General features: G+C 37.9%; 14 protein-coding genes and 1 pseudogene. 14 read left to right on the top strand and 1 reads right to left on the bottom strand.

Going from position 1 to position 12498, the window contains the following annotated elements:
* The first annotated feature begins 318 nt into the window (after nt 1–318).
* Nucleotides 319–1740: an AAA family ATPase gene (locus BV60_RS0118950; RefSeq protein ID WP_029324293.1), complete on the top strand. Its 1422-nt coding sequence runs from the start codon at nt 319–321 to the stop codon at nt 1738–1740.
* 168 nt (nt 1741–1908) lie between these two features.
* Here the strand turns inward: BV60_RS0118950 and BV60_RS0118945 are convergent, their stop codons facing one another.
* Nucleotides 1909–2397, bottom strand: coding sequence for a TetR/AcrR family transcriptional regulator (locus tag BV60_RS0118945; protein WP_029324292.1), 489 nt, complete (start codon nt 2395–2397; stop codon nt 1909–1911).
* A 120-nt stretch (nt 2398–2517) separates the two neighbouring features.
* Between BV60_RS0118945 and BV60_RS0118940 the strand changes: the two genes are divergently transcribed.
* The 13 genes and pseudogenes from BV60_RS0118940 (at nt 2518) to BV60_RS24080 (ending at nt 12477) form a co-directional block, all read left to right on the top strand.
* A complete protein-coding gene (locus BV60_RS0118940) occupies nt 2518–3564 on the top strand; it encodes an alpha/beta hydrolase (RefSeq protein ID WP_197029617.1) in 1047 nt (348 codons plus the stop codon).
* 114 nt (nt 3565–3678) lie between these two features.
* Nucleotides 3679–4338 carry a flavin reductase family protein gene (locus BV60_RS0118935; RefSeq protein WP_051656904.1) on the top strand — a complete coding sequence of 220 codons (660 nt, stop codon included), beginning with the start codon at nt 3679–3681 and terminating at the stop codon, nt 4336–4338.
* Nucleotides 4339–4373: 35 nt separating this feature from the next.
* Nucleotides 4374–4577, top strand: a pseudogene (locus BV60_RS23560) (MATE family efflux transporter); the annotation flags it as partial.
* Between the two features lie 100 nt (nt 4578–4677).
* Entirely contained in the window at nt 4678–5157 is a 480-nt protein-coding gene (locus tag BV60_RS0118930; RefSeq protein ID WP_029324287.1) for a hypothetical protein, read from the top strand.
* Nucleotides 5129–5386: a helix-turn-helix transcriptional regulator gene (locus BV60_RS0118925; RefSeq protein WP_079484333.1), complete on the top strand. Its 258-nt coding sequence runs from the start codon at nt 5129–5131 to the stop codon at nt 5384–5386. Before BV60_RS0118930 ends, BV60_RS0118925 begins: the two co-directional genes overlap by 29 nt.
* Before the next feature lie 5 nt (nt 5387–5391).
* The gene (locus BV60_RS0118920; RefSeq protein WP_029324285.1) at nt 5392–6081 is read left to right on the top strand and encodes a hypothetical protein; all 690 of its coding nucleotides are present in this window, start codon (nt 5392–5394) and stop codon (nt 6079–6081) included.
* Nucleotides 6082–6109: 28 nt separating this feature from the next.
* Nucleotides 6110–6739, top strand: a complete 630-nt coding sequence (locus BV60_RS0118915; RefSeq protein WP_029324283.1) for a methylated-DNA--[protein]-cysteine S-methyltransferase — start codon at nt 6110–6112, stop codon at nt 6737–6739.
* A gap of 282 nt (nt 6740–7021) precedes the next feature.
* Nucleotides 7022–8224: an IS110 family transposase gene (locus BV60_RS0118910; RefSeq protein WP_029324282.1), complete on the top strand. Its 1203-nt coding sequence runs from the start codon at nt 7022–7024 to the stop codon at nt 8222–8224.
* Nucleotides 8225–8780: 556 nt separating this feature from the next.
* Complete coding sequence (locus tag BV60_RS0118905; protein ID WP_029324279.1) at nt 8781–10184, top strand: ATP-binding cassette domain-containing protein; 1404 nt, start codon at nt 8781–8783, stop codon at nt 10182–10184.
* A gap of 404 nt (nt 10185–10588) precedes the next feature.
* Nucleotides 10589–11131: a type IV toxin-antitoxin system AbiEi family antitoxin domain-containing protein gene (locus BV60_RS0118900; RefSeq protein ID WP_029324277.1), complete on the top strand. Its 543-nt coding sequence runs from the start codon at nt 10589–10591 to the stop codon at nt 11129–11131.
* A gap of 4 nt (nt 11132–11135) precedes the next feature.
* Nucleotides 11136–11936 (top strand): nucleotidyl transferase AbiEii/AbiGii toxin family protein, encoded by an 801-nt coding sequence (locus tag BV60_RS0118895; protein ID WP_029324275.1) that lies wholly within the window; start codon nt 11136–11138, stop codon nt 11934–11936.
* Nucleotides 11937–11949: 13 nt separating this feature from the next.
* Nucleotides 11950–12327, top strand: coding sequence for a GNAT family N-acetyltransferase (locus BV60_RS21380; protein WP_051656903.1), 378 nt, complete (start codon nt 11950–11952; stop codon nt 12325–12327).
* 18 nt (nt 12328–12345) lie between these two features.
* Nucleotides 12346–12477, top strand: a complete 132-nt coding sequence (locus tag BV60_RS24080; RefSeq protein WP_255358154.1) for a hypothetical protein — start codon at nt 12346–12348, stop codon at nt 12475–12477.
* The last annotated feature ends 21 nt before the right edge of the window (nt 12478–12498 follow it).

Genomic DNA, 12498 nt, shown 5'->3' with positions numbered 1-12498 from the left:
AAAGTATTTAAAATTGCCAAAAACTTATAAAAAAGGAAAATCTCTGTTGAAGATACGATTCAGCTTTTGCAATGTGACGTGGACGATTTTATTGGAAAAGAACAGAGTATCGTTGATCAAAAATAATCACATTATCAGAATCAGTGTAAAGAGGCCATTTCTCGTGCGAGGAGTGGTCTCTTTTTTTATTGAAAAGATTTAGAATGAATTGTATAGTTAATATATATATCAGCATAATATAAGCATATAATTTGATATAATCTGCTAAAACATGTGGCTTATAATAGGTTTCAGCAGATTATAAAGGAGTTCACTGCTATGAATATAATCGGAAGAGAAAGAGAACAGGATATTTTAGAACAGTGTCTTGATTACAAAAGACCTGAATTTTTGGTTGTTTTCGGACGTCGTCGAGTAGGAAAGACTTTTCTTATCAAAGAGTATTTTAATGAACGCTTTTCATTTTACACCACAGGTATTCCAGATGAGAAGACACGTAATCAGCTTAAGGCTTTTAACGAGTCGCTTAAATTATATGGTGATAAAACCGGTACAATTCCCAAGGACTGGTTTGAGGCATTTAGCCGTCTAAGAATGGTACTGGAAAAAGAAGATGTGCAGCGTGACTATTCCAGTGGAAAAAAGGTGGTATTTTTGGATGAAGTTCCTTGGATGGACACTGCGAGATCAGATTTTAAGTCAGCATTTGACTTTTTCTGGAACAGTTATGGTTCTTCGCAGAAAGACCTTCTTCTTATAGTCTGCGGTTCTGCAACATCGTGGATCATCAATAATATTCTTAATGATGTGGGAGGCTTTCATAACAGAGTAACAAAGCAGATGCATATAGATCCATTTAGTCTTAGTGAATGTGAGACTTTCTTTAAGAACAATGGAATTATCTTAGGCAAGGATAAGATAATAGAAAGCTATATGATATTTGGAGGGATACCGTATTATCTGAATCTGTACGACAGAAGGCTTAGCTTCGCACAGAACGTGGATAGCCTTATTTTTGATGAAAGAGGAGACCTTCATTATGAATATGAGCAGCTGTTCAGGTCATTGTTCAAAAACGCAGACAATCACATAAAGATTATTGAGACTATGGCTGAACTAAAGAAGGGCCTGCAAAGGACAGATCTTGTTCAAAAATCAGGGGTATCTGATGGCGAAGGACTTACAAAAGCTCTTAAAGAGCTTGAACAGTGCGGATTTATCAGACATTATAGCAATGCAACAACCAAGAAAAATGGCGCATTTTATCAGGTTATTGATCCGTTTGTACTCTTTAGTTTAAATTTCATTCGTGATAAGCAAATGAAGTCATGGCAGGCGTTCATTAAGTCTCCGGAATATTATGCTTGGAGAGGGAATTCATTTGAGATCGTATGCCTTTTGCACGTTCCGCAGATAAAGGCAGCCCTTGGTATTGCAGGTGTCGAGAGCGCCGAGTATTCATGGAGGAGTAAGAAAAAAGAGGGCGGTGCACAGATAGATCTTCTTATAGATAGAGCAGATGATGTGATCAACCTGTGTGAGATGAAATGTACAGATAATGAATTTGAGATAAGCTCAAAATATAAAGATGAACTGATACATAAAGCTGATACATTCATGGATGAGGTACAGCCGGCAAAGGCTATACATATAACACTTATAACTTCAAATGGAGTCAAGAAAAATGAGAACTTGGACGTGGTTCAAAATATAATTGGTCCGGAAAAACTCTTTGACTAAAGCATATGATACACATTGGAATTCTATGTTGCTATTATCATGGGGCTGCAACGAAAGTTGCAGCTCTTTTTCATGGTATAATTTAACTGGGTTTAAAAATGATTATTATGTCGATTCTACAGACTTCTCATGGCTTGTTCGAGATGACTGATTGTTCACGTTCCGAGATTACTTAATATAGGCTGCAATTTCTTCAGGTGTCTTTTCATATCCGGTTTTTGCCCAGTAGCAAAAGAGCTTATAGAAGCCACCAATAGTAAAGGCTATATGCCATGGATCAGTAATGCTGGATAGAATGGCATTAAAACGCTTGTCAAATTCTTCTTCCAGAAGATTCATCTTATTATCACGGATAAGAAGATCGATGATATCCCGATACTTATATAGATGCTTCAAAAGAAAAACAACATACTCCTGAGGAGACGAAACGTTCAGATAATTCATCCCGGCTTTTGCCAGCCACTGTTCTGTTTCTGAAGAAATGTAATATCGGAGTATATCATCTTTATCCTGAAAATGGCGGTAAAATGAGTTACGGCTTACCTCTGCATTTTCTATGATGGCACAAATGGATATATTGCCTAGAGATGTTTCCCTCATTAGCTCAATGAGGGAACAGGTGATTTTATCCATAACATATTTTGTAGATTCTCTCATGGTACAAATAGTCCTCCTTTGTACCTTTTTTTATTGGGATATTGACCGAATAAAAACATGAGGTACAATTGTACCTATAAAGTAACATGGTTGTTATCAAAAGTCAAAGAGGTGATACAAGTGGACGATTCAATGAAGATAAAAAAGAAGCATAAAGGTATTAAGATATTGATGACAGTTATTGTTGTTATTGCGATTATTATCGTAGGAGGAGCATTTTATCTTGCTACACATACACAGATAGTCATTGGTACTATCCAGAAGGGAGCTATGGTTAATGGCAAACCTCTCAATTCTTATGAACCCTTGTATGATCCGGTCAATGGGGAAAAGGAAAATGGGCAGTATCTTATCAGTGAGATCAATTATGGAAGCGATTACCCTAACAGCTTTTTAGATATAACTTATCCGGATGATAATCTTGAAGCGGACAGACCAACGTTGTTTTATTTTCATGGTGGAGGTTTTTTTGCAGGGAGCAAGAACATGGGTGATCCACTTGCAGTCAGCGAAGCAACATATCTGATTGATGACCTTTGTGCAAAGGGGTATAACATAGTAAATGTGGATTATGTGCTGGTTCCCGAAGGACATTTTCCGGATCCTCTGATTCAGGCAAATCAGGCATTTGCATATATCATGGAGCATGGTAAAGAGTATCATTTGAATACAGATAAAATTGTTCTGATGGGATCTTCGGCAGGAGCAATCATGGTTTCTCAGATAGGAACTGTGGTAAGCAATTCTGAATATGCAAAACTCCTTGGAATAGAGCCTGTTCTGAAAAAAGAGCAGATCAGTGCAATAGTTGTAGATGATGCTCCTCTCATATACGAAGATTTTTCACTTGCGTGTAAGATTCTGGTTGGAAATTATGTCAAAGGATCAATTTTCTTGAGTAAAAGTGAGTTGGAACGATATGACTGCATCCCATATATGACAGCAGATTATCCTTCGGCTATTATGCTTGGAAGTGAGTATCGTCACGATATGAATGTGATGCATGAGCAGTTAGATGCAGTTACTGTCGAAAATGATTTGATAGATCCTTTGGCAGAAAAAGGTGAAGAAAAGCAGCACTGCTTCGTTGCAGCTGAGCGAGTGGATTCGACTGCCAAGGAAGCTTTTGATCGAGTGATTGCCTTTATTGATAATAAGACAAAATAAATAAAGATATATTGGAATATATTTTTCAGTATTATAGACAATGACAAATCGAAGGTTGTCGAGATAATTGAAGTCGATTCTTATGTTGATTTTAGTACGGAGGGAAGGAAAAAGATGAAATACCAATACAAAGAAATGCCGGAATCTATGAAGGGGACATACGGAGAATTTGCAAAAAACTTCGGCTTTGATTGGAAAGAGTTTATTATGGGAATCCCGACGCCGATGTTCCTTGTCACAACATATAAATCTAACGGACAGCCCAATGCTACGATGCAGTCATGGGCAGGGTTTACGAGTGCGAATCATGGGTGCGGGTATTACGTGATTCTATGCAGCGTGAATAAGTGTGGACATCTTTACCAAAGCCTAAATGAAAAGAAGGCAGCAGTGCTGAATTTCATGTCTTCTGATTTATACAAAGCCTGCATGAAGACGATACAGAATAATCAGCTCGAGGCAGATGAGATAACTTCATCAGGGCTTACTGTGGAGAAAGCTTCATGGATAGAAGCGCCGATGGTCGCTGAATGTTTCATGAACATTGAGTGCAAGTTTTTGTGGGAGAAAGAAATCGTACCGGGTGATGATCATATTATGATTTGCCTTGAAGTTGTAGGCGGACATATAGAGAAGGACTATATAGAGGATATGTTCGGAGACAAAGGGATTCTTTACAATGTCCATTATCCTATAAATCCGGAAAATGTGAAAGAAAAAGGCTGCGATTATGTAGCTGCACTTAGGAAAGTAAATCAATCCTACGAATATTGATCATCTACAAGGCAGCGCAATGCTAAAGCAGTGACAAATTCGGCTTTATCTGCGACACCATAGACATGTGGTGCCACGCTGTTCCACTGGGACTTCTTGCAGCCTTTGTCTTTAAGCTCCCGGTAAAAGTAGTGTTCTTCCTGCTCTGTACCGATGAGTTTGTGAAATGGCCCTGGGTTCTTAAGTACTTCTACAGCCACAAGTGGGCAAGGAATATTACAAGAGAAGAGATGGACTAAATAAATTCAAAAAGGTACTATATATTTCTTTTCGTGCATATGATAACGTCATAATAGGAACACCTATAACGAATAAATAAAGCTTAAAAGGAGTATGCTTATGAAAAAGAATATCCGTACCGTTTTATTTGGAGAGCTTGTACTTTTCATCGTTGTATTTCTTATCAGTACCCTCGGAACCAGCTTTGGCTTTTCTGCTGTCGCATGGTTTCTTGATGTGCCTTCGCTGATTCTTGTTTTACTTATTCTGATTCCCGGGCTCATGATCATGGGTGAGTGGAAAGATTTTTTGAATTCATTCTCAGTAGGGATAAAAGATTACAGGCTTCTTGAACTAAAAAATATTATAGAAGCCGTAGGCGCTGCCCAGAAGCTTACTGTATTTGGAGCTCTTTTTGCCATCATAACTTCAGCAATAATTCTTATGGGAAATTTATCTGAGCCGGAAACGTTTGGACCAAGCCTTGCTGTCTGCTTCCTTTCAGGTTTTTATGCAGTAATAATCGAGTTTTTTCTTCTGCCGCTTAAGTTAAATGCCGAGCGTAAGATGAATGAAGAGATGGACATGGAAGATGAATGATCCCGGAATTACAAAGGAGCAGTATCTTAATATAGCTCGTAAATTCGGATTTACGAAAAGAGAGCTTGAACTCGGATACCTTAAAGTGTCGGGGTTTTCAAATCATAGAATTGCTTATATGCTCGGAATTTCTGAGCAGACGGTAAAAAATCATTTCACTCACATTTATGAAAAGGCGTGGGTTCCCGGAAGAAAGGAATTCCAAGAGCTGTTTACACAGGATGGATAGTGATTATGATGAGATCAGTTAAAAGAGCTATCATAATAATTTTAATTGCAAACGTCGCCCTGATAGTTGCTGCTATTTGCGGGAGAATACTGAGCAGATTCGTTTATGAAGATCATCTTGATGAGCCTTTGATCACAGTTGATGATACCGAGATTACTTTAAGAGAATTTGGATATTACATATATGAAGTAGAAGAGTTTGTGCAGAACCAGGCTCTTTTGTATGATCCTGAGAATCCAAAGCACTGGTGGAATACCCACTTTTCAGCCGGCATGGATTCTCAGTTTGTCTGTGATTACGCCAAGAAGGTGGCAGTTAACACTTGTATATCAGATGAGATTTATTATAAAAGAGCTCTTTCTGAAGGAGTTGTATTAAGTAGCGCGGAAGAAAAACAAGCAATGGTCGAAGCAAAGATGATCTTAAGCAGCATGACCGGGAATCAGCTTGCAAGAACAGGGTTGGATGAAAGCATCCTCACTAATATGCGGATAAAACATGCTCTTGCAGTAAAATATGCCAAATTTCTTGTAAATACCTGTGATTTAACAGGATATTCCGAAGACCCAGAAAAGCTTCTAAACTGGGACGGCGTGTATTATCAAGAAAAGATTCTACCGGAACATACAGTAAAGACTAATGATAAGGTTCTGGATAAAATAACGTTGGGAAAAATAACAGTGAATTATGAGTAATTCTATTTGAATGTGTTAGAATTATTTCATGAAAACAAGAGAAGAAGCATTAAAATACGGATTATCTTTTCCGGATACTTATCAGGAAGCGCCCTTCCACGATCCTAACTGGCAGCTGGTGCGATATAAGTATAATAAAAAAGCATTCCTGTGGACTTATGAACGAGAGGACTTTATAAATCTCAATGTGAAGGTTGATCCCGAGATGGCTTTTTTCTGGAGAAAGGCTTACAGCTCAGTTATTCCCGGATACCATCAGAATAAGGAGCATTGGAATACAATCATCCTCGATGGAAGTATCCCGGATAAAGACATAAAGCTCATGATTGCCGAGAGCTACGACCTGATAGCAGACTCTCCGACTAAGAGGATTTATGATGCTGTAGCCAGAATCCCAAAGGGATGTGTTGCAACTTATGCGCAGGTTGCAGAAGAAGCCGGGGATAGAAAGATGGCAAGAGCTGTAGGAAATGCTCTTCACAAAAACCCTAACCCCAGCACAATTCCCTGTCATCGTGTAGTAAACTCAAAAGGCGAACTTGCCGGCAACTATGCATTTGGCGGAGCCTGGAAGCAGGGAGAAATCCTGCTCTCTGAAGACGTCGAAGTCAAAGATGGAGTTGTTGATTTACATAAATATCAATGGCGCAATAAATAATAAAGCCCCTGACCTTTGCGGGGCTCTTTTAGTACCATAAAAGTGTAGTTGTTAGAGAGTAATTAACTCTGACATCTGCACTTATTTTTTTATAATAAGGGGAGTAATTGGTCTGACGTGGCTCTTTTTGGATCAGCGCATCCGTCACATAAACCGTTAGCCACCCCCTTATTATAAGCATTCGCTTAAGCAGGTAGGGAGAAACACCCGCGTAACCAACTAAACTGAATGGTAATAAGTGTGGCTGGAGCAATTACTATTTATAGTTGGAGGAGGTTCAGAATGATTAGTGTTGGAATTGATGTATCAAAAGGAAAAAGCACTGTCTGCATACTTAAGCCGTATGGAGAAATAGTGTGCAGTCCTTTTGAAATGCAACATGTTGAGAAGGGGCTAGACGGACTCGATAGTATTCTCCAGAAGTTAGATGGTGAAATACGTATAGTCATGGAAGCAACGGGCATCTATCACTTGCCAGTATTGACTTATCTTACAGAGAAAGGCTATTTCGTATCTGTAGTAAATCCTTTTGTGATGAAGTCATTCGCAAAGGATAACAACTTTAGGGGTGCAAAAACTGACAAACTTGATTCGGTCATGATTGCTAATTATGGAATTGAAAAGTGGTTTAAACTCCAAAAATATGAAGGTGCCGAAGAGGTATATGCTGAGCTGAAGCTGCTAGGGCGCAGATATAGGTACTATATGGAACTCCATGTTAAGGCTTTACAAGAATTAACTCATATCCTCGATTATGTCATGCCTGGAATCAAGAAAAAGTTTAATAGCTGGAACGAATCAAGCAACAAGGACAAGTTAAGCGATTTTGTGGAAAAGTTCTGGCATTATGATGTAATTACTTCCATGAGTCTTGAAAAGTTCACAGATGAGTACCTTCTCTGGGCAAAAGAAAAGAAATATCACCGGAGCAGATCCAAAGCTGAAGAAGTCTATGAATTAGCATCCGGTGGCATTCCTACACTATCTTCCAGTACCCCATCGACCAAAATGTTAGTACAGGAAGCAGTATCAGTATTAAGGGCTATAGATAGCTCCTTGGCTACTATATTAGCACGAATGCAGGTTCTTGCTAAGTCCTTACCAGAATACTCTACAGTTAGAGAAATGGGTGGTGTTGGAGATGTGCTAGCGCCAAAACTAATTGCAGAAATAGGAGATGTAAGAAAACTTCATAGTGCAAAAGCTCTCATAGCTTGTGCCGGTATAGATCCACCGCCTTACGAGTCAGGACAATTTGTGGGCACAAATCGAAGGATGACAAAGAGAGGATCATCAACTTTACGAAAAGTAGGATATGAAGTAATGAGGGTACTTAAGAGTCATCCGGCGCCCAAAGATGCTGCTGTATATAATTATATAATCAAGAAAGAAATTGAGGGAAAGTGCAAAAAACACGCTAAAATAGCGGGATTAAATAAATTTCTACGTATATATTATGCAAGAGTAACCGCAGTCTACAAATAAGTAGCAACAGCTATAAAAAGGCTGGAATTATTCATCCAGCCTTTTTGTGATGCTTAAAAATGGTTAAATTGAAAACACTTAAAAATAAGCCGTTTCGCTATTGACATTTGTTAGCAGGTTTATAAGAGAAAGAGCTCGACAACTTCAAATTTTTGGGGCTGAACAGTGGAGCGTTATCTCGGAAGTTATTTGCATCTAAAAAAGACTAAATATGGTAATATGGTTGTGATCTAATCACCTAATATAAACAACAGTTCTAATATTTGAGAGCTTCTGGTTGATCCGGAAGCTCTTTTCTAAATTCGTAATACGGCTGTTAATTATTACAATTTGGGCGCTAATAATTACAATTATCACTTTTGCGCATATTTGAATGCTATAATTTCTATGTGCATATGAGATTAAATTATGCCTAATGGAGAGGTAATGAACACTTATAGGATAGCAATATGTAAGTAGCTATGGGCTTTTTAAGTAAGTTAGAATTGCTTAGACATCGTTGTGTGGCGCATTTGATGTATGAAATGCGACCTTTGCTTGAAAGGAGGAAGTAGCTATGTGGCTTGAGGATGAATACAAAGAAAGTAAAGATAATCCATTACACAAGGAATTTGGGATATGGAGTAACACCAGATATATTATGGGTAAGATGCTTAAGTACAAGCCGGATGTAGTAGCTCTTGTACTGCTTGGGATGGTTTGCTCATCTGTTCTTTCTTATTTTTGGGGGATTTTCAGCAAATATGTAATTGATATTATTCAGATGGGACTTCAGGAAAAAGAGGCTATGGAAAGACTTGTTAAGCTAATCTTTGCGGCAGGATTTATCGCATGCCTTTTAAATATAGGAAGCGTTTTATCGGATTGTCTTGTCTGGTACAGATTTATATATGTACGCATGCATATGATCACCGAGAGAATAGCAAGAGTTCTTTCACTTAAATATGAACTTATTGAAAGACCGGACGTTCTTGATGTGGCAAGACGTGCCGCCCAGGCGACAGGCAGCAACATGAACGGCGTTGAGGGTATGATGCGATATATGCAGCAGCTTCTTACCAGTCTTTTTACTGTAGTGGTCACATTTGTGGCAGTTATGGTTTTGGACTTCAGACTAATTCTGGCACTGATAGTCTTATGTGTTATTCAGTTTTTGTACTATAGGAAAATAGTTGAGAAGGACAAAAAAGAGGTTTGGGATGAGCTTTCTGATTCCTGGAGAAAGACTGATTATATGGAGAGAGTAACCCAGTACTGTGACCATGCCAAGGAAATCAGGCTCTTTAATCTATCTGAGTTTCTTTCAAAAAAACAGGAGGAGACATACCTTGATAAAGAGGAAAAAATGGACCTTCATCATGAGCTTTGGTTCAAAAACTCTTTTGTTACACAGATTGCGAATGTTGTGATCAAGGCACTGATATATGCGGTGCTGTTTTTTGCTGTATTTACAAAAGACTTGTCTGTAGGAAATTTCACATTGTTTTTGTCTTTATCAATAGCTTTTTCTCAGGCACTTATAAATCTCCTGCAGCGCTTTGGAGACTATAAGAAGGCATCGTTGGAAACTGATGATTTCAGATCCTTTATTGAGCTTGATATAGATGACGATGAAAAAGACTGCATAGATATTCCGAAGGCAGATACCTACGAAATTGAATTTAAGAACGTATCCTACAAGTATGCCAAGGCAGAAACCTATGCCCTTAAGGACCTTAATCTAAAGATTCATCCCGGAGAAAAACTTGCTGTGGTAGGACTAAATGGCGCAGGGAAGACGACAATGATCAAGCTCCTCTTAAGGCTCTATGATCCCACAGAAGGTGTTGTTACCCTAAATGGTACAGATATCAGGAAGTATAGGAGAGAAGATTATTACAAACTATTCGCTCCGGTATTTCAGAATGTTGAGATATTTGGAGAGTTTGAAATCTTTTCTGTAAATAGGAATCTTCTATGATAATTTAGATTTACACGGGAACAATCAGAGTGAATGCTCCTTTTATTGACTATACAATCCGCATATCTATAAGTCAAATACTAATTGGTTTTTGTAAGAACCTGGTGTAAGATTTTGATTGTAATTTTATCTTACAGCATAAAATACTTACAAATTCTTTAACAATCTGTATATTTCTTGCATAAAATGGGAATGCGTTGGCTGAAACAATGGCATTTCCATTATTTTTAAATAAAACATTACAGTAAAAATACACACAAAGAGAAAAAGTGTGTATATTTACTTGAATGTGTAATTGATTTATTCTACGCGGTGTTGTATTATTAAAGTAAAAATACACACTATTGCTGCATTGTGTGTATAATTACTTTAAAATGCTAAACCTTCAGAAAAGGAGGATCGACATGGTTCTTACCTATAATGAATGTATAGAAAAATATGGATCGGATTATAAGATAAAGAAAGAGCTGAGCAATGGAGAGCTCTTTATGAAAGAAAAGGGAGTATATTCTACTGTAAGAAATGTTTCGGATCTTGATATAATAACTAGCAAATTTCCGAGGGCAGTGTTTACCGGAAAAAGTGCGTTTTATTATCATTCACTTACAGATGTAATACCGGATCATTTTCACCTTGCAACTCGGAGAGAGGATTCAAGAATTAAGGATCAAAGAGTAATACAGTCTTTTCTAAAAGATGATATTTTTGAGCCTGGCATAATTGAGATGAAGTATAATAACTCGAGTATTAGGCTATATGATAGGGAGAGGATGCTAATAGAACTTATGCGATTTAGAAAAAGCATACCGTTTGATCTGTACAAGGAGATAATACAAAACTATAGGCGCATAGTAGAGGAAATGGATTTTGGACTTGTTGAGGATTATGCCTACATGTTCCGAAATGGTAATACACTTATGAATCAGATACAGATGGAGGTTCTTTGATTTCATGAATTTAAGGGATGAGGTAGAAAAGATAAAAGCAGAGGGGTATAGCGAAGCAAACGCAGAATCTAAGCTCTGTCAGGATATAGTACTTAAGGCAATTGCGGAAAGTGGGATGGCAAGGAATGCAACCGTCAAGGGCGGAGTTGTAATGAGAAGTCTTTCTAAGAATGCCAGACGCGCTACGCAGGATATAGATCTTGATTTTATCAGATATTCGATATCTGATGAATCCATAAGGCAGTTTGTTAAACGTCTTGATTGTATTGATGGACTGTCCATTGCTATAGATGGCAAGATAACTGAACTTAACCATCAAGACTACAAAGGAAAAAGGATTACTATAACTATAACGGATTCAAATGATACAGTTTTATCACTAAAAATGGATATAGGTGTTCATGCTGATTTATCATTGGAGCAGGAAGATTATGCTTTTGATATAGGATTTCAGGAAGATGCAGTTAGTCTTTTGATTAATTCCAAAGCGCAGATGATTACAGAAAAACTGAAATCACTTGTGCGATTTGCAAGTAGATCAACGAGATATAAGGATGTATTTGATATCTGCTATCTAAGCGATGAGGTGGACAAGGAGCAACTTAGAGATTGTATTGATAAGTATATCTTTTCTGATGAAACACTTAGAAACGTAGCAACAATGGACGATGTTGTTAAGCGTGTGGAAAGAGTTTTTAGCAATAAGGCTTATGTAGATTCTGTTTCAAAATCTGGTAAGAACTGGCTTGATATGCCAGTTGAGACGGTTCTCAAAAAGGATTTGGAGTTTATTAAATCGCTTTGAAGGAGTTTTTAACGTGGAAAAAGTGAGATTGGAAACACATAATCTTGTCATAAAGAAAGCTGAATATGGTGATTGGGAAGCGCTTTACAAGAATATTTGGAGCAAAAGTGAATCAGCGAAACATATGCTCTGGACAGTTATCAAAACCGAAGACGAAGCAAAAGAACGCATGAAAAAGGCCATAAAGTATCAGGAACAAGAAAAGTACGCTTTAATAGTCTATTTGAAAGAAACAATGGAAGCAATAGGCTGGACGACAATGCATGAAATAGAACCTGGGATTTTTGAAGAAGATGGTATAGCTATTGGCCTGGCATTTGTCGGTAAAGGCTATGGGAAGCAGATTCTAAATGCTTTATGTGACGAAGCTTCCAGATGTGGTGCAAAATAGTTTAGAGGCGGTCATAGGATGAAAAACATTGCGTCAGCCAAGATGTTTGAATCATGTGGATTCAAGTATGATTTCGATACGGAAGTAAAGACGGATCCGAGAACCGGCGAAAAGTATGTTATTAGAAAACTGAAAAAGGAACTACGTTGAATATTTATTAGCTTATTCAGG

Source organism: Butyrivibrio sp. AE3004 (assembly GCF_000703165.1).
Lineage (GTDB): Bacteria > Bacillota > Clostridia > Lachnospirales > Lachnospiraceae > Butyrivibrio.
This window is presented reverse-complemented; position numbering and strand designations above follow the sequence as displayed.

Excerpts from the sequence above, each read along its gene's own strand:
- BV60_RS0118915 (WP_029324283.1), top strand. The coding sequence starts at position 6,110 with ATGAAAACAAGAGAAGAAGCATTAAAATACGGATTATCTTTTCCGGAT.
- BV60_RS0118925 (WP_079484333.1), top strand. The coding sequence starts at position 5,129 with ATGAAGAGATGGACATGGAAGATGAATGATCCCGGAATTACAAAGGAG.
- BV60_RS0118895 (WP_029324275.1), top strand. The coding sequence starts at position 11,136 with ATGAATTTAAGGGATGAGGTAGAAAAGATAAAAGCAGAGGGGTATAGC.
- BV60_RS0118905 (WP_029324279.1), top strand. The coding sequence starts at position 8,781 with ATGTGGCTTGAGGATGAATACAAAGAAAGTAAAGATAATCCATTACAC.
- BV60_RS0118900 (WP_029324277.1), top strand. The coding sequence starts at position 10,589 with ATGGTTCTTACCTATAATGAATGTATAGAAAAATATGGATCGGATTAT.
- BV60_RS24080 (WP_255358154.1), top strand. The coding sequence starts at position 12,346 with ATGAAAAACATTGCGTCAGCCAAGATGTTTGAATCATGTGGATTCAAG.
- BV60_RS0118945 (WP_029324292.1), bottom strand. The coding sequence starts at position 2,397 with ATGAGAGAATCTACAAAATATGTTATGGATAAAATCACCTGTTCCCTC.
- BV60_RS0118930 (WP_029324287.1), top strand. The coding sequence starts at position 4,678 with ATGAAAAAGAATATCCGTACCGTTTTATTTGGAGAGCTTGTACTTTTC.
- BV60_RS0118935 (WP_051656904.1), top strand. The coding sequence starts at position 3,679 with ATGAAATACCAATACAAAGAAATGCCGGAATCTATGAAGGGGACATAC.
- BV60_RS0118920 (WP_029324285.1), top strand. The coding sequence starts at position 5,392 with ATGATGAGATCAGTTAAAAGAGCTATCATAATAATTTTAATTGCAAAC.
- BV60_RS0118910 (WP_029324282.1), top strand. The coding sequence starts at position 7,022 with ATGATTAGTGTTGGAATTGATGTATCAAAAGGAAAAAGCACTGTCTGC.
- BV60_RS0118950 (WP_029324293.1), top strand. The coding sequence starts at position 319 with ATGAATATAATCGGAAGAGAAAGAGAACAGGATATTTTAGAACAGTGT.